Source organism: Eisenbergiella massiliensis, from assembly GCF_003435485.1.
In genome coordinates, this window is the sequence record NZ_QVLV01000023.1 from 32,220 (window position 1) to 47,363 (window position 15,144).

Consider the following 15,144-nt stretch of genomic DNA (forward strand, 5'->3'; position numbering starts at 1 on the left):
CCATGCCGAAACAGAGTAAATTTGAGAACGTGGATTTGTTCGCTTCCCTCAATGCGGTTATGAAGCAGAACACAGGCTTTTACCAGAGCGACTTGGAGATTGACAAGGAGATTATCGCAAAGGCGGCGGCAAGCCCCCGCAAGGAGGACAAGACCCTTTTGTGGTTCTGCCGCCCGTCCGGGACGCATTGCTTCCGGGAGCGCGACGTTTTCCTCAAAGACACCGCGCCCCACAACACATGGCGTTTCTACATGGAGCAGACGAGCGACCGCGTCCTTGCCTATGCAATCGAGCTAACGGGGACGGAGCGCGGGAAAATCAAGGGCAATCTGTACGAACTGGACTACGCTAAACATTATGAGCGCGTCAAGGAAAAGGAGCTGCCCGCCGATACGGTGAAGCTGATTTATGAGCATGGGGAACGGGAGATACCCGCCGGACAGTTTTTCAACGGCAATCCCGATTATGAGCTTGGAAAGTTTGAACGCTTTGAAGCCGTACCCAACGACCCGGACGCGCTGCAATCGCTCTTACAGGAAGAACGGCGCAGCCGGGAGCAGCTTCCGCCGGGGGATTTCAAGGCGCATATCGCCGCATTGCGGGACGGGCTGATTGAAACGGAAGCGCGGCGCATTGTACGGGAAATGAAGCGGCACGACACGCCGAACAGCCCCAACAAGACCCATTTCATGGTAGAGCTTTCCCCGGCGTTCATGCAGCTTGCAGCCACAAAGGACACTGACCGCCTTTTCTCCATGCTGCCCTACAAGACCCTTGCCTTTTCCAAAATCGAGGGCAGACATGGGACGTATGCGCTGATTGACAAGGGGGAGAACCGGGACAGGAAGATAAGGAAGCCCCGCCCCTCTATCCGGGCGCAGCTTAAAGCAGACAAGGCAAAGACCGCCCCGAAAAAGGCGGCGGCAAAAACAAAAAATCACGATATGGAGGTATGAGCATGATTAGACTGACTGTTGAAGAAACAAACCTTTTGAGCATTTACAACGAGGGCGGCAAGCGGGCTTTGATTGAGAATGTCAACGCCGCGCTGCCCTACATGGACGCGGATATGCGGGAGCTTGCAAAGCGCACCCTTTCCAAAGTGGACGCTTTGACCGAAGCGGAATTTGCAGAGCTTCCCATTTACGCCGCTGATGAAGTATGAACGGGGTTAAGCGGCTGACGCCGCCCCAGAGCCGGAAAGTCAACGCCCTTGTGCGCCGGACGTGCTGCAATTATGATAACGGGAACTGTATCTTACTGGACGACGGGGACGAGTGCGTTTGTCCGCAGCTCATTTCCTATTCGCTTCTCTGCAAGTGGTTCCGGGCTGCGGTGCTTCCCGCCGACAGGCTACTCTATGCGGAGCTTTACCAGACAGGGGACAAGAAGAAGTGTACCGAGTGCGGCGCGTTCTTTGCGTCAACCTCTAACAGTGTCAAATACTGCCCCGTCTGCCGGAAGCGTATCACCCGCAGACAAGCTGCCGAGCGCATGAGGAAAAGACGCACCCCTGTTACGCAGTAGGTGCGGAAAATCCCTTGATTTACAGGGCTTTCCGGGCGTGAAAATCGGATAGGCGATACTTTATACCTTTACCCCCGAAAATGGCGTTCTACTGCGTAACATTCACGAAAACAGCACCCATAAAAAGACAGGGCGCGGAAGTCATATACTGGCTTCCGCGCCCTGTTCTTTTTTTGCCTATCTGACATTTCCCTTTTCCATTTCTTCAAGCGGGAACTGCGGGAGGGCTTCTATCAGCTTCTTTGTGATAGACTGGCGCATATCTTCGTTGATTTCCTGTTTCGTGCTTCCGTCTGGCTGTCTGACCGCTACCGTCGATAGCCTGTCGATTTCGTCCTTGTAGCAATCCACGACTTTCTCCACCGCCCATTTCTCCCCGGCAACGGCGGCGCGTATGGTTTCATATTCCGGCATTTTCTGGTTTTCCATGCTCAACGCTCCTCTGCTTTTTGATAGCCCTATCATAGCACAGCGGCGGGGATTTTGCTATCCTTATCCGCGTTCTGTTTCCTTTTCCCGTTCCGGCTGTCTGTCTGCCTGTAAAATGCTGTCAATGTTCTGCTTGATAATATCATATTCCCGGACTTTCTTTTTCAATTTTCCATAGTCGGCGTAAAGGGCTTCTTTCTGCGCTTGGAGGGCTTCATACTCCGATTGCAGCGCGGCGAGGTTCGGGAGCTTCGCAATGCCCGCCGCTTTCAGTGACCTTACGGCGGCTTCATGGAGGATAATTGCCTGTTCCTGTCCGGCGCGGTACTTCTCCCTGTTCCTTGCCTTGCGGTATGCGTCATAGACAGGCTTTGTCTTTTGATAGGTGGAAACATTCTTGATAAGCACCGCCATTTCCGCAAGCCGCTTTTCGGCGTTCTTCAATGCGTCTGCCGCCTGTCCGCTTTCCGCTGCCATTTCCTCAATCCGGCTGACTAAATCCGCGTACTGCTCAATCTTATGTTCCGTCAAGAAATTCATTGTTTTAGCTGCCTGTTTCAGATTGTGGATTTTCGCCCACTGTTCATAGCCCTTACTCTGCGCTGCCTTGATACTGTTCTCAATGTCGATAAGCAGCGACACGCCGCGCTGCTCTCTGGGAGCTTTCGCCACCTTTGTCCGTCTGCCCGCTATCCGTTCCCTTACGGCTTCCTCTGTATAGTCTGCGCCGAGGGTTTTAAGGCGGGTGAAGCGTTCCTGTCCGGGGGCGCGGCATGATACATATTTCCCCGGCTTTATCTCATAGCCCGCCGCCTGTAACCGCGTTAGCAATTCCTCAAAACTGGAAACTTGGGGGATAAGCGCGTCAACAGTGGTTTTCAGCTTGCCTTTCCAACTTGTACCCGTCTTTTCTGCCTGGTACTCCGCATAGCTCTTTCCCTTGCTGCCCTTGCCGGGGACGACAACGGACAAGCCATTTTCCCGGCACAGCTTGTCGCTCATGTTCCGTATGCCGTAATAGCTCCTTTTGTTGGAATTGTATTTATGGTGGTCTACAAAGTTCACCGCGCAAAAAATGATATGGTTATGGACGTGTCCTTTGTCAATGTGCGTCGTGAGTACATACTCATGCTGCCCCTTTGTTACCGCGTCGGCAAGCTGCTTTCCGATTTCATGGGCTTTCTGATAATCGACTTCCCCCGGCTCAAAGGACTGTATCAGATGAAAGGCTAAATTGTTCCCCTTTTGGAGTGCTTGCGACAGGGTATATTCAAACTCAATATCTGCCGTTTCATAGGAGCAACCGAAAGAGGACACAAGCATTTTCCCGTCCGTCTTGTCCGGGTTTTCGATATAGTCAAGGGCTTTGCTTAGAGTGCTTTTAATAGGCTTAATCTTTGTAACCGCCATATCTCCGCAAGCACCCCCTTTATTTCCTCTATGTCCTCTTGGTATGCGTTCCCCGTCGCGTTTACGCGGCGTGCTATCTGGTTGACGTTGACACCGATTTTCTGTATCTCTGCGGTCATAGCCTTTATATCGGCGTGGTCTATCTGAATGATATACCCGTCAATGGCAATCTTCCGCAGATACGCCGCCATGTTCCGGGTGGGTACGAGCTTCATTTTTTCCAGTATTAAATCCCGTTCCGCTTCCGTCACTCTGAATTTGATTTGCACTGTCCTTTTGCGTCCGTCCATGTGTTCGCTCCTTTCCTTTCCGTTCCGAGGGTTTGGGACACTTCCCAACAAGCAATTTTCAACCGACGCGCCGCAGCGCGGGAGGGCGAAAATACGGAAGTGGTACCCGCTTCCTATGCTTGCTACGAATGTTTTTATCCTTTAGGCTCTTATCACCTACTACGGAGAAAAAGCGATTTTGCCAAACTTACGCAAAAGAAAAACGCTGCAACCTCAAAAAAGATTACAACGCTTTCTAAATCCTGTTCAGTTTTAAGTCGGACATTCCTATTCGCCCTCTTTTTCGACTTCGGAAATCTCCTTTGCCGTTGCGGTTACAATCCGTATGCCTGTATCGCTCATACCGTCAAGAAGCGCGTCAAGCTGCCGCCGCTGCGTGTTCTTCTCCGGCGGCGTTTCTAAAAGGAATTGGTCTACGGATATATGGTAACGCTGTATCAGCTCAAAGAATATCTGTAAACTTGGGTGCTGCCCCTTGTTCTCAATGTTCGCAAGGTAGCGCGGCGAGATAAACATTTCGTCGCCTACTTTCTTGCGGCTCTCCTTGCATCCCTCACGCGCTGCCTTTATCGCTGCCCCAAAAGCCTTAAAGTCGTATCGTGGTACTGGTCTTTTTGCCATAGTTATTCACCCTATTACATTTTACTGTTCCCCTTTCTTCTTGGATATGTCTACGTAGTTCTATCAGTTAGCCAAAATAATTCATATATATATATGTTGACAACAAGCTGCTTTTGTATATAATATTATATAAAAGGGGGGGAATGTTTATGTTACATAGCATGCGTATTCGATAAGCATTGAAATCAAAAAAGATTTTTCCCATTTTCAATATGGGCTTTTTTGTCATGCTTATTTTGCGTATGCTATACAACAAAACTAACGACGTATAGACATAGTATAAAAACTATGCCTTAATTTTGTTGTAGTATTATATGTATAAATGCAGGTCAATGCTCATGTTGAGAATTGACCTGCATTTTTTTGCGCAAAAGGAGAAATATTATGCTTGAAAAATATTGGATAAAATGTCCAATTTGTAACGGAAAGACGAGGGTTCAAGTATTTTATAATACGGTATTAAGAAATTTTCCTCTTTTCTGCCCTAAATGTAAATTAACGCATATCGTTGATGTTGAAAAACTAGAAATCATAATCAAAAACTCTGAAAAACAAACTTTTTAATTTTGAAAAGGAAGGATATTTAAATGAAACACTTACCTAAAAGTACACCTACGGAAATATTGAATGACCCATACGGATTTACTTACAAAGAAATGTCGGAAGTAATTGGAGAGGATAAAGCAAGAGCCTTATATACGGAATTGTATAAACAGCCATTTCACAAAGAAAATCTATCAATATCAACAAAAAAAGTCTATAAAAGTAGCGATACTGAAAAGTATGTTTATGAATTGAAAGATAACAGGTATATTGAAACGGTTTTTATTAAACGGCGAGATGGTGGGACTGTTTGCGTAAGTACGCAAGTTGGTTGTTCTGTTGGCTGTATTTTTTGTGAGTCCGGACGCAATGGTTTTGTTCGTAATCTAACACCGTCTGAAATTGTGCAGCAGGTTGTATTGATACGTCAAAAAGTAAATCGTATCGTTTTTATGGGAATGGGAGAACCTTTATTCAATTACGACAACTTGATTGCAGCAATCCATATTCTTCGAGATAGAAATGGACTTAACTTTCCAACCGACGGCATTACCGTATCAACAGTTGGTCCAGTTAATCAATTAAAAAAATTGCGCGAAGAACATCTAAAAATTCAGTTGACAATATCTTTACATGCAGCAACACAGGCTGCGAGAAACTGTATCATTCCTCATATGCACATGTACGCTATTGAAGATGTTGTTAAGCAAGCATTGTCCTATTCTCAAAGGCATAATCGAAAAGTGGTATTTGCGTATTTGCTTTTACCAGGTATAAATGACCGTTCCTCAGATATAAGGCAACTTGCAAAATGGTTTAAGGGCAAAAATGTTATGATTAACGTGCTGCAATACAACCCGACGAGTAATTCAAAAATTAGAGCACCACAAAAACAAGAAATGGTTGCGTTCAAACATCAATTAGAGCAAACAGGACTTGAAGTTACCATGAGAGTTTCTCATGGTAGAGAGATTAAAGCAGCTTGTGGACAGTTAGCTAATACATATAATAAAGCCAAAAAACAACAGAAATAATTTAATTAAAAGAGCCAGACGCACAGACGCAGAGCCGATAATATGCAGTTTGAAATACTGCTGTTATCGGCTCTTTTTTGATTTTAATTTGTGCCCCTAATAACCATATTGGAGCAAAATCAGAACTGTTGCTTGTCGTTCTTTGATTTCCGCAGCAGCTTTGAAAAATCAAAGCCGCCGTTTCTTTTTATCTTCTAATGAAATGACGCGGTATCACTGTTGAAATCGGCGGCTAAAGGAGGTAGCCGCCATGAAGCAAAAAGCATATCGACAAAATCCGACAGTTATTGACTTATCAAAAAAAGCCCGCCCACCACCGGGGGAAACTACGCTTATATATATGAACTGTCTAATCATCTGGATACTGCTTACAATGCCTATGCGCCCGTCCGGGCTTTTCGGACGGGCGCATTTTGTACGTTCAAAAAATTTTTGAAGAAATTTCAAAAAATCTTCGGCGTTTTTGAAAAACGCCGTATTGCCCCGCGAAAAGGGGGGAAGCACCACCAACTTTCCAACGAGAAAGGAGGTGAGAATGTGGAACCTAATAGCAGGGAGTTTTACAAACAGTGTGCTTTTCAGAAGTTTTGTAATACGGTATTGCACAATGAAGCTTGCGACACCCATAGAGAACTTCGCAGACACAAGGCAAAGGAAGTGACCTTTTCCGACATGACCTTAGACGAAGCGCGGCAGCTTCATACGTTTGATGAATATTTCAAACGTGAAGCCGCCGAAACCGTCTTTGAGAAAGCCGGGAAGAAAATCACGCCAAAGCTGCTTCTTGAAGCAATCCGTACTTTGCCGGAAGAAAAGCGCAAAGCCATATTGCTGTATTACTTCGAGGGAATGAACGATACCGAGATTGCGGAGCTGTTCAACACGTCGAGAAGCACGATACAGTACAGGCGGACAAGCTCTTTTGAGAAATTAAGAAAATATCTGGAGGAAAATGCTGATGAATGGGACGAATGGTAACGAACCCGGCTACCCGGAAAATGCCCTTGTTCCTTATCCTGTCATTGTGGCAGCGACAAAGGGCGACCCGGACGCCATGAAGATTGTCTTGCAGCATTTCAGCGGCTACATAGCCCGCCTCTCCATGCGGAAGCTGTACGACGAGCGCGGGAACGTCTATTTTGGCGTAGACCACGACATTCGGGAACGGCTGCAAGCAAAACTGATGATGGCTGTCCTCACCTTTAAGGCAGAGGAATAAACCGCAGCGGCGGCGGGACGCTTTCTCTCTCCCCCTTTTCCGTTCCGCTGCTGACGCGGCAGCAAAGCCATTCTGAACCTTGACAAAGAAAGCGGCGCAAGATAACGGCGGCGCAGCATAGGGCAAATCGGATACGTTCCTTTTGCGCCGAGCCATACGGCGGGTGCGCCATGACGCTATCCGGGTGAGGTTATCCCCGCCCGGACAGCCGAGCGACCAACACCGCGCCGGAAAGCAAGTGTAGCGGCTTGCGGGCGACGACACGCAGAATATACAATGATACTTCCTTACAGCCACAGTCCGAGCGTTAAGAGCGTCGCAGGCAATGGGTAGGGCGGCATGAGAACCATGCCGGGGTGAAATTCCCATGAGGTTATGCTAATAACCGTCCGATTAAAGCCTTTGTTTTATTGAATAGTGGACTTGCTGCTATTCATAGACTATATTATATGTTTGCGAAAGAAAGGGGGATTTTCTTTGACGCAAAACCAAACGCCCGTTACCACAACGGAGCATAAAATAGGAAAAGTTACTTACCTTGTATGTTCGTCCGCAAGTGAACGCGCAACGGACACACTGGATAAAAAGATAAAAAAACTCATTCGCAAAGACATGGAACTGAACCCCGCAAACGCCCGGAAATAGGGCGTTTCTTCACATTTTATACATGACACAGGCAGCGGTATGTGGTATAATATAGACAGTACAAATACCATGCTTGTCTGTCGTCGGAAAGGAGGACAAAATGTTACAGACAGACAAGATTACCGCTTTATATTGCAGATTGAGCCAGGAAGATATGCAAGCCGGGGAAAGCGAGAGCATACAGAACCAAAAACTGATTTTACAAAAGTATGCTGACGAACACCACTTTTTCAACACGCGCTTTTTCGTAGACGACGGATTTTCCGGCGTGAGCTTTGAGCGTGAGGGGCTTCAAGCCATGCTGCATGAGGTTGAAGCCGGGAACGTGGCGACCGTCATAACAAAAGACCTTTCCCGTCTGGGACGTAATTATCTGAAAACCGGGGAGCTGATAGAGATTGTCTTTCCCGAATATGAAGTGCGCTACATTGCCATTAACGACGGTGTAGACACAGCAAGGGAAGATAACGAGTTTACCCCTCTGCGGAACTGGTTCAACGAGTTTTACGCCCGCGACACCTCAAAGAAAATCCGGGCTGTCAAACAGGCAAAGGCGCAGAAAGGCGAGCGCGTCAACGGCGAAGCTCCTTACGGCTACCTTATCGACCCGGATAACCGCAATCATCTGATACCCGACCCGGAAACGGCGCACGTCGTAAAACAGATTTTTGCAATGTATGTACGGGGCGACCGTATGTGTGAAATCCAGAACTGGCTGCGGGACAATGAAATACTGACCGTCGGGGAACTGCGCTACCGCAGGACAGGGAGCAAACGCCACCCCCGCCCACAGCTCAACGCATGGTACAACTGGCCGGATAAGACGCTGTACGACATTCTGACAAGGAAAGAATATTTAGGGCATACCATAACCGGGAAAACCTACAAGGTATCTTATAAGTCGAAAAAGACGAAAAAGAACCCGGAGGAAAAAAGGTATTTCTTCCCCAACACTCACGAACCTTTGATTGATGAAGAAACCTTTGAACTTGCACAGAAGCGGATTGCCACCCGGCAACGCCCGACAAAGGTTGATGAAATTGACCTGTTTTCCGGGCTGCTCTTTTGCGGGGACTGCGGCTACAAAATGTATGCAGTACGCGGAGCCGGGACGCTTGAACGGAAACACGCCTACACTTGCGGCAACTACCGCAACCGGGCAAGAAATGATATGCTCTGCACTACGCATTATATCCGCAAAAGCGTATTGAAAGAACTTGTCCTTGCAGACTTGCAGCGAGTAACGTCTTATGTGAAAGAGCATGAACAGGAGTTTATCGAAACAGCCAACGAGTGCAGCGCAAAGGCAGTACAAAAGACGCTGACACAGCAGCGGAAAGAGCTTGACAAGGCGCAGAACCGTATTAACGAGCTGAACATCTTATTCCGCAAGCTCTACGAGGACAACGCTTTAGGGAAACTTTCAGATGAACAATTTGCTTTTCTGACTTCCGGCTATGATGAAGAAAAAAAGACGCTGACCCGGAGGATTGCGGAGCTGTCACAGGAAATCGACAACGCCACCGAGCGCAGCGCGGACGTAAAAAGGTTTGTCGCACTGGTACGCAGATACACAGCGATTGAAGAACTGACCTACGAAAACGTCCATGAATTTATTGACCGTATTCTTATTCACGAACTGGATAAGGAAACGAACACCCGCAAAATCGAAATCTTTTATAGCTTTGTCGGCAGAGTTGATACAGGTGACAAGCCTACCGAAAGTATCTCCTATTTCAGACAGATAGGAGCCGACGTAAAGAGTTATGCTATCTAACATACATCAAAAAGAGGTAAGATAACACCCTCTGCAAAAAAGGTATCGTTATCTTACCTCAACAAAGGTCGTGCCGGAATAGCCATCATCAACATAAAATCGGTAATTGGTGAAGCCGTTTTCTTTGCAATACCTTTCCAGCATTTCTTTCTGGTTTTGGATACTGTTGCTGTCACCGTCATTTGCGTCGTCCACCGATAACCGGCAGTACAGGGCAGTCAAAGCGTCCAGGCTCAACACGTTATGGTATGAAAGCATTTCAGTCATATTTGCCATCATTGTGCCGCACCCCCTTTCAGGAGTGCATACAGGCGTTGATCCCGTTCACGCTTCCACTGGTTAAGTGAAATATCCTGGTTTAACACATAGAGCGTCGTTCCCTGGGTGTCGGCATAGTCAATAAGTTCGTCAGCAAGGAACAAATCACGGCTGAACCGGGAAAAATCCATAGCAGCCATAATAGCATATTTCCGGTCACCAGAAAGGAATTTCTGAATACCAGGGCGGTCAAGAGTACGGCCAGAAAAGCCGCTGTCCACCAAATAGATGATCTGCTCAGGGGTAAAGCCCTGTTGCTCCGCCCAAAGGGCCAGTCGTTTTTTCTGTGTTAGAATCCCCAAAGTATTGACTTGACTGTTTGCCGAATCTACACGGCAATAAAGCGCGATATATTCAATTTTTTTATTGTCCTTTTCGTTCGTCTGTAACATCATATCCTCCAATCCGACGAACTAAAGGGCTTGGGTTTATGCCTTTATTATACCGCACCTTTGCCGTCTTAGGAAGCACTTTCGCACATTAAAGTGTTAAATTTTTATTAACTGATGTACCCAGGCCAGCTTCACGTTCAATCAATCGCGCCATTTTGTCGGCAGCAGTTTCTTTGCTGTCCTGATTGAAGAAAGAGGACACAACATAGGTCGTGCCCTTTACCCGGCGCATCATCACAGCGTCCGGTTTCCTATCTTTGTCCATTTTTCACCTGCTTTCTATAAAAAGAGGGCACCGCGCCGGATTGCTCCAGCGCGGGCCTCGGTTATCGTTTTATTTAGTACCGTATTATCTGGACTTGTCATCGTCCATCGGCTCACCCCCGGTACAGTGGGAACATTCAGATCGTGCCGTGGTTATCCAGCCGGTAGCTGGCGGCCCTCCGCGTTCGGTGAAGTAATGCGTTTTCTACTGTGACAGGTCACGGCAATTTCCAGCCCACCACAGGCCGGGTATCAGCCGCCAAATAACCGCTCAGCCCCTTTGATGTTATCGTATTGACGGACTGCTCTGACCAGTCCGCAGGGGGTCGTGGCGTTTGCGCTATGCGTTGCTCGCTGTCACATTCAAAATCTGAATGCTGATATGAACGGATTGCCCGCTGTTTGTCAAGGTCCTGATATAGAAAAGGTCCTCCAATCCCTTTCACTATATAGGAGGGAAAGCGGGCAAAAGTTGATAGTCAGGCGGCAAGATTTTCACGAATTTTTTTCAGTGCAGATTTAGCGGAACGCATGACAGCCGCCTTATGACACCCCTGCATTTTGGCAATTTCCGAGTAAGAGTAACCGTAGGCAAAATGCAGAATAAATCGCTCACGTTGCTGCGGTGGAATATCTTGCAGAACGGCCTGTATTTCCCGCAGCCGTTCTATACGTTCATAGGTTTGTTCCAAAGGCTCCGTCGCCAGTTCAAAAAGCAGGCAGTTGTCAAAGGACCTCCCGTCGATATGTTTCCGGCGCTCATATCTCTGGCGTTCTTCCTGGCGGCGGCTATCCTCATAAACCTTGTAAACGTCCACCGACACTTCGACCTCCAGCAGATTATGATCGATATTAGTAATTGTAATGACATACATAGGCCAGCCCTCCATCATGCAACGCGGAAAAAAGCGACGATCTCTTTCGGCGTATGTTCTGCATGAGTATCACAGAACTGTTTTGGTTCGCCGCAGGCATAAGGACAGCTTGCGGCAGCCTGACAAGGTGGCGTAGGGGCAGGGGCCGCTGTGATTAAAACGGATTCCCCAGGAGCCAGATGAATTACTTTGATGGTTTTTACCATAATAGAACACCTCCGATTTTTGTATTAGAGGGCTTATCCCTCTTATCTATCGGAGATTAGAGAACCTGTAAATTAAAGGGTAACGATACAATTTTCAAAAAATAAATAGACAAAGACAAGGGCAGTATCGCTTGGATACTGCCCTTGCTTTCAACTATTCGTTTAGATATTCCCTGAGCCGGTGGAACGCTCTTTGAAGCAGTAGCGTAACCGCCGCCGGACTACACTGGAATACTGCCGCAATTTCCTTGTACTGATATCCCTCCCAAAAAGCAAGTTTAATAGCCTGCTTTTGCCGGTCGGTCAGACGACGCAGGGCTTTGGCTAATTTTTCATTTTGGACAGTATCAATAAAGTCCTCGTTAAATAATTCTGTGGTAAAGTCGTTGTGGGGAAATAAAGAACGTTCTTGGTAAATGAGTTCTTCACTCATACTTTCCAGTGAGTAACAATGATAACGAAATCTACGGTTTGCATTGTTGATTTTACGATCTTCTTCATTTATGGTCTTAGTCCAATATTAATAATCCATTTACTCCTCCATTCCAATCATTTTTTTGAAATAATTGGAATGGAGGCGATCTACACCTAAAAACGAAAAGGTGGGAATTGGAGATAAATATAAAAGCGCGTGCCTTCGGACACGCGCTTTTATGGATAGATTTAAATTAAAAATCTTTTTAATATGCGAGTCAATTCTATATCATCGATTGGCTTTGCTATATGGGCATTCATACCGCACTCCAGACAATGCTGTATGTCATCAGAAAAAGCATCTGCACTCATAGCTATAATTGGAACAGATAGGGCATTAGGATGATTCAGTCCACGGATAGCTTTTGTGGCCTCATACCCTGTCATATGCGGCATCCGTATATCCATAAGAATGGCATCGTAATATCCCTGTGGTGATCTTTGGAACTTGTCCAGACAGATCTGGCCATCTTCTGCCCAATCCAGTTCCACGCCTAAATCGGAAAGTAATTCTTTAGCGACTTCCCAGTTTAGTTCATTATCCTCAGCAAGCAGAATACGACGTCCGGATAGATCGATATTGTGGTTCAATGTCTGATCATTTTCTGTTTCAGCGCCCATATACTGACGCAAAGCATGATACAGAGTGGATTTAAAAAGGGGTTTGGAAATAAAACCACTAATACCTGCTTCACGAGCTTCCGCTTCAAATTCACTCCAATCATATGCAGAAATCAGCAAAATCGGCACTTCATCTCCCAAATTACGCCGGATTTCTTTTGCAACTTGAATCCCATTCATACCAGGTAGTTTCCAATCCAATAGAACGATTTGATAATCATCTCTCTTTTGGTGGTGTTGGGTAACCAGTTCTATCGCCTTTTCTCCACTCAATACCCAGTCGGCATTGATGCCGATGGTTTTCAGCGTGTCTATCGCTGTCCTGCAGAGTAATTCATCATCATCAACTACCAACATATTCCAGGAAGGAAGAACCATATCCATTTCCAGTGCAACCGCTTTTTCAAAATCAAATGTAAGAGAAACCTCGGTACCTTTATCAAGTTCACTTGTTATATTAAGGGATCCTTCCATTGCCTCCACAATGTACTTTGTAATCGCCATTCCCAAACCAGTGCCTTGCGTTTTACTAACCCTGACTCCATCAGCACGGCTATAGGGTTCATATATTCTTTTCAGAAAATCTGGCGACATACCAATTCCATTATCCTTGACCTTGATATGGATTCGGATATAGTTTTCTCCTTTCGGAGATTTTTCTTCAGAGAGGGATAGTTGTATCGAACCCCCCTCCGGTGTATACTTCGTTGAATTCGATAAAAGATTTAGCAAAACCTGATTCAAGCGTACACCATCGCACCACACATTTTCTGTTAAGATATTTTCCACATGTATGTCAAAGGTTTGCCTTTTTGCCTTAACCTGTGGCTGCATAATATTAACAATTCCTTCAACAACTTCCTTTAATGAAATTTGTTCTGTTGTTAAAGTTAATTTCCCACTTTCAATTTTAGACATATCCAAAACATCGTTGATCAGCCCTAATAGATGTTTACTTGATAATGTAATTTTTCTAAGGCAATTCTGTACCTGTTTCTGGTCATCTATGTGGGCTGTGGCAATCGCGGTCATGCCGACAATTGCATTCATGGGTGTACGAATATCATGGCTCATATTTGCTAAAAATTCGCTTTTGGCTTTGTTCGCTTCAAGAGCAGTCTGCCGGGCCTTCTCCAATTCATACACCTGAGAACGGGTTATGAAGAAATACCGAATAAAAATCAATGATAGAAAAATCAAGATAGAAGCACAGGCCAATCCTACCATAAATATGCGCAGGTTTTCCAGAGCGTCCACGTTTTTGTTCAATATACTATAAGGCATTACCGATACTAAATACCACTCGGAACAGGGTAATGGGTTACCATATATTTGAAGTGTTTCACCATTCACTTCAAATGTTGTACTATATTCGTCATGATTCTTTAGTGCAGCACCAAATTCTTTAATAGAATTTTCTACAGATAGCTCATTTGCTGTAGCATTAAGCTGCTTTTGTAGTTGTTCAAAGAAATACCACAACTCAGTGTTGTCGTTCTGTATTACAAAACTACCGTCTGGCCTGATAATATGATAATATATCAGCTGCTCTTCATTCTCTAAGGAAAGGAAATCAATGATGTACTCCAGTGGGACGGCTGCTACCAGTCCAGTGCTCATACTGCCATCCTGCATAGGGTAATCAGTGGCATCAACGCCAAACAATACCACTATATTTCCGGCAGAATCACTACCTAAAGCGACTCTTTGTTCTCCTCGTACTAATGCTTCTACAAAGGGGGCTGGGTTCAGTGGTTGTATTGATTGTCCATAAAGAGTCTGAAAATCTCCCTCATTAGAACAAAGTGCTAAATAGTCAAAGTTCCTGACCTTCGTCCTGTAAACAAGTTCCTCATATAACTTTTCTTTTTCGTTATTATCTACTGAGACAACAGAAACAATGCCGCTGACCTGATCAAAACGTAATTGAATGACAGTTTGAAAGTGTCTGGACATTTGTTCGTTCATTCCAGACATATAAATCTGAGCAACTTCATTAATAGCCTTGTTGCTTTTTCGGCTCATATAAATTCCGAGCATACTGAAAACCATAATACTAAAGACAATTAACCCAATAAAACTGCCTATTAGAAAATGTGTTACAGAATGCTTTTTTTTACTGTTTCCCATTGATGTTATTCCTCCCTGGAATTCTTAAAATCTCTAATAACATTGATGGTTTCATAGTAATCCTCTGATAATTTCGGCATCATATCGATAGCCTTATCCCAATCGTTTTCTTTTAATGCATTAGTTACCAAACTACTACTTTCAAACAATCTGGTAAATGAAAGATTTTGACAAATTCCTTTGAGTGTATGAACGGCCCTTAGAGCCTCTTCATAGTCCTTATTCTCCACAGACGCTTCAAACAAATGAAAGCTTTTATCATCCAGGAATTTATACATAAATTTCTGAACGATTTGCTCACGACGCAATCTGCCCAGCACTTCATCAAAATCGCCGCCAAATTTTATATAACAATCTTTTAGATTCATA

At 45.5% G+C, this 15,144-nt stretch carries 22 protein-coding genes; 10 read left to right on the forward strand and 12 right to left on the reverse strand.

The window, feature by feature from the left end; translation table 11 throughout:
* The first annotated feature begins 2 nt into the window (after positions 1-2).
* The 3 genes from DXC51_RS23330 to DXC51_RS23340 are packed head-to-tail and all read left to right on the forward strand — an operon-like array spanning position 3 to position 1,527.
* On the forward strand, positions 3-956 hold the full coding sequence (locus DXC51_RS23330; protein WP_002569180.1) for a hypothetical protein: 954 nt from the start codon (positions 3-5) through the stop codon (positions 954-956).
* Positions 953-1,165: a transposon-transfer assisting family protein gene (locus DXC51_RS23335; protein WP_004607965.1), complete on the forward strand. Its 213-nt coding sequence runs from the start codon at positions 953-955 to the stop codon at positions 1,163-1,165. The genes DXC51_RS23330 and DXC51_RS23335 overlap by 4 nt, the downstream gene beginning before the upstream one ends.
* Positions 1,162-1,527, forward strand: a complete 366-nt coding sequence (locus DXC51_RS23340; RefSeq protein ID WP_002569182.1) for a cysteine-rich VLP domain-containing protein — start codon at positions 1,162-1,164, stop codon at positions 1,525-1,527. The genes DXC51_RS23335 and DXC51_RS23340 overlap by 4 nt, the downstream gene beginning before the upstream one ends.
* Before the next feature lie 177 nt (positions 1,528-1,704).
* Here the strand turns inward: DXC51_RS23340 and DXC51_RS23345 are convergent, their stop codons facing one another.
* The 4 genes from DXC51_RS23345 to DXC51_RS23360 all read right to left on the reverse strand — a co-directional run bounded on the left by DXC51_RS23345 (position 1,705) and on the right by DXC51_RS23360 (position 4,277).
* Positions 1,705-1,956, reverse strand: a complete 252-nt coding sequence (locus DXC51_RS23345) for a helix-turn-helix domain-containing protein (RefSeq protein ID WP_002569183.1) — start codon at positions 1,954-1,956, stop codon at positions 1,705-1,707.
* 63 nt (positions 1,957-2,019) lie between these two features.
* On the reverse strand, positions 2,020-3,366 hold the full coding sequence (locus tag DXC51_RS23350; RefSeq protein WP_002569184.1) for a relaxase/mobilization nuclease domain-containing protein: 1,347 nt from the start codon (positions 3,364-3,366) through the stop codon (positions 2,020-2,022).
* Positions 3,327-3,656 (reverse strand): plasmid mobilization protein, encoded by a 330-nt coding sequence (locus DXC51_RS23355; protein WP_002569185.1) that lies wholly within the window; start codon positions 3,654-3,656, stop codon positions 3,327-3,329. Before DXC51_RS23355 ends, DXC51_RS23350 begins: the two co-directional genes overlap by 40 nt.
* Positions 3,657-3,923: 267 nt before the next feature.
* Positions 3,924-4,277: a helix-turn-helix transcriptional regulator gene (locus DXC51_RS23360; protein ID WP_002569186.1), complete on the reverse strand. Its 354-nt coding sequence runs from the start codon at positions 4,275-4,277 to the stop codon at positions 3,924-3,926.
* 384 nt (positions 4,278-4,661) lie between these two features.
* Between DXC51_RS23360 and DXC51_RS23365 the strand changes: the two genes are divergently transcribed.
* The 7 genes from DXC51_RS23365 (at position 4,662) to DXC51_RS23405 (ending at position 9,495) form a co-directional block, all read left to right on the forward strand.
* Entirely contained in the window at positions 4,662-4,841 is a 180-nt protein-coding gene (locus DXC51_RS23365; protein ID WP_002588768.1) for a cysteine-rich KTR domain-containing protein, read from the forward strand.
* A 23-nt stretch (positions 4,842-4,864) separates the two neighbouring features.
* Positions 4,865-5,854, forward strand: coding sequence for a 23S rRNA (adenine(2503)-C(2))-methyltransferase RlmN (gene rlmN, locus DXC51_RS23370; RefSeq protein ID WP_002569187.1), 990 nt, complete (start codon positions 4,865-4,867; stop codon positions 5,852-5,854).
* 250 nt (positions 5,855-6,104) lie between these two features.
* The gene (locus DXC51_RS23375) at positions 6,105-6,290 is read left to right on the forward strand and encodes a hypothetical protein (protein WP_009243795.1); all 186 of its coding nucleotides are present in this window, start codon (positions 6,105-6,107) and stop codon (positions 6,288-6,290) included.
* A 101-nt stretch (positions 6,291-6,391) separates the two neighbouring features.
* Positions 6,392-6,832: an RNA polymerase sigma factor gene (locus DXC51_RS23380; RefSeq protein WP_002569188.1), complete on the forward strand. Its 441-nt coding sequence runs from the start codon at positions 6,392-6,394 to the stop codon at positions 6,830-6,832.
* Positions 6,813-7,073, forward strand: coding sequence for a helix-turn-helix domain-containing protein (locus DXC51_RS23385; RefSeq protein ID WP_002569189.1), 261 nt, complete (start codon positions 6,813-6,815; stop codon positions 7,071-7,073). Before DXC51_RS23380 ends, DXC51_RS23385 begins: the two co-directional genes overlap by 20 nt.
* 417 nt (positions 7,074-7,490) lie before the next feature.
* Complete coding sequence (locus DXC51_RS23400) at positions 7,491-7,718, forward strand: TnpW family protein (protein WP_004613661.1); 228 nt, start codon at positions 7,491-7,493, stop codon at positions 7,716-7,718.
* Positions 7,719-7,818: 100 nt separating this feature from the next.
* Positions 7,819-9,495, forward strand: coding sequence for a recombinase family protein (locus tag DXC51_RS23405; protein ID WP_002569190.1), 1,677 nt, complete (start codon positions 7,819-7,821; stop codon positions 9,493-9,495).
* A 48-nt stretch (positions 9,496-9,543) separates the two neighbouring features.
* Here DXC51_RS23405 and DXC51_RS23410 read toward each other — a convergent pair whose 3' ends face one another.
* The 8 genes from DXC51_RS23410 to DXC51_RS23445 all read right to left on the reverse strand — a co-directional run bounded on the left by DXC51_RS23410 (position 9,544) and on the right by DXC51_RS23445 (position 15,143).
* Entirely contained in the window at positions 9,544-9,774 is a 231-nt protein-coding gene (locus DXC51_RS23410) for a recombinase family protein (protein WP_025489052.1), read from the reverse strand.
* On the reverse strand, positions 9,771-10,205 hold the full coding sequence (locus DXC51_RS23415) for a recombinase family protein (protein WP_025489051.1): 435 nt from the start codon (positions 10,203-10,205) through the stop codon (positions 9,771-9,773). The genes DXC51_RS23410 and DXC51_RS23415 overlap by 4 nt, the downstream gene beginning before the upstream one ends.
* 88 nt (positions 10,206-10,293) lie before the next feature.
* On the reverse strand, positions 10,294-10,470 hold the full coding sequence (locus DXC51_RS23420; protein ID WP_021639577.1) for a transposon-encoded TnpW family protein: 177 nt from the start codon (positions 10,468-10,470) through the stop codon (positions 10,294-10,296).
* Between the two features lie 478 nt (positions 10,471-10,948).
* The gene (locus DXC51_RS23425; protein ID WP_025489050.1) at positions 10,949-11,344 is read right to left on the reverse strand and encodes an RNA polymerase sigma factor; all 396 of its coding nucleotides are present in this window, start codon (positions 11,342-11,344) and stop codon (positions 10,949-10,951) included.
* 14 nt (positions 11,345-11,358) lie between these two features.
* Complete coding sequence (locus DXC51_RS23430; RefSeq protein WP_021639580.1) at positions 11,359-11,550, reverse strand: hypothetical protein; 192 nt, start codon at positions 11,548-11,550, stop codon at positions 11,359-11,361.
* Between the two features lie 154 nt (positions 11,551-11,704).
* Complete coding sequence (locus tag DXC51_RS23435) at positions 11,705-11,983, reverse strand: RNA polymerase sigma factor (RefSeq protein WP_117545516.1); 279 nt, start codon at positions 11,981-11,983, stop codon at positions 11,705-11,707.
* A 230-nt stretch (positions 11,984-12,213) separates the two neighbouring features.
* Positions 12,214-14,775 carry a hybrid sensor histidine kinase/response regulator gene (locus DXC51_RS23440; protein WP_117545517.1) on the reverse strand — a complete coding sequence of 854 codons (2,562 nt, stop codon included), beginning with the start codon at positions 14,773-14,775 and terminating at the stop codon, positions 12,214-12,216.
* Between the two features lie 5 nt (positions 14,776-14,780).
* The gene (locus tag DXC51_RS23445) at positions 14,781-15,143 is read right to left on the reverse strand and encodes an Hpt domain-containing protein (protein ID WP_021639583.1); all 363 of its coding nucleotides are present in this window, start codon (positions 15,141-15,143) and stop codon (positions 14,781-14,783) included.
* Position 15,144 lies beyond the last annotated feature (1 nt).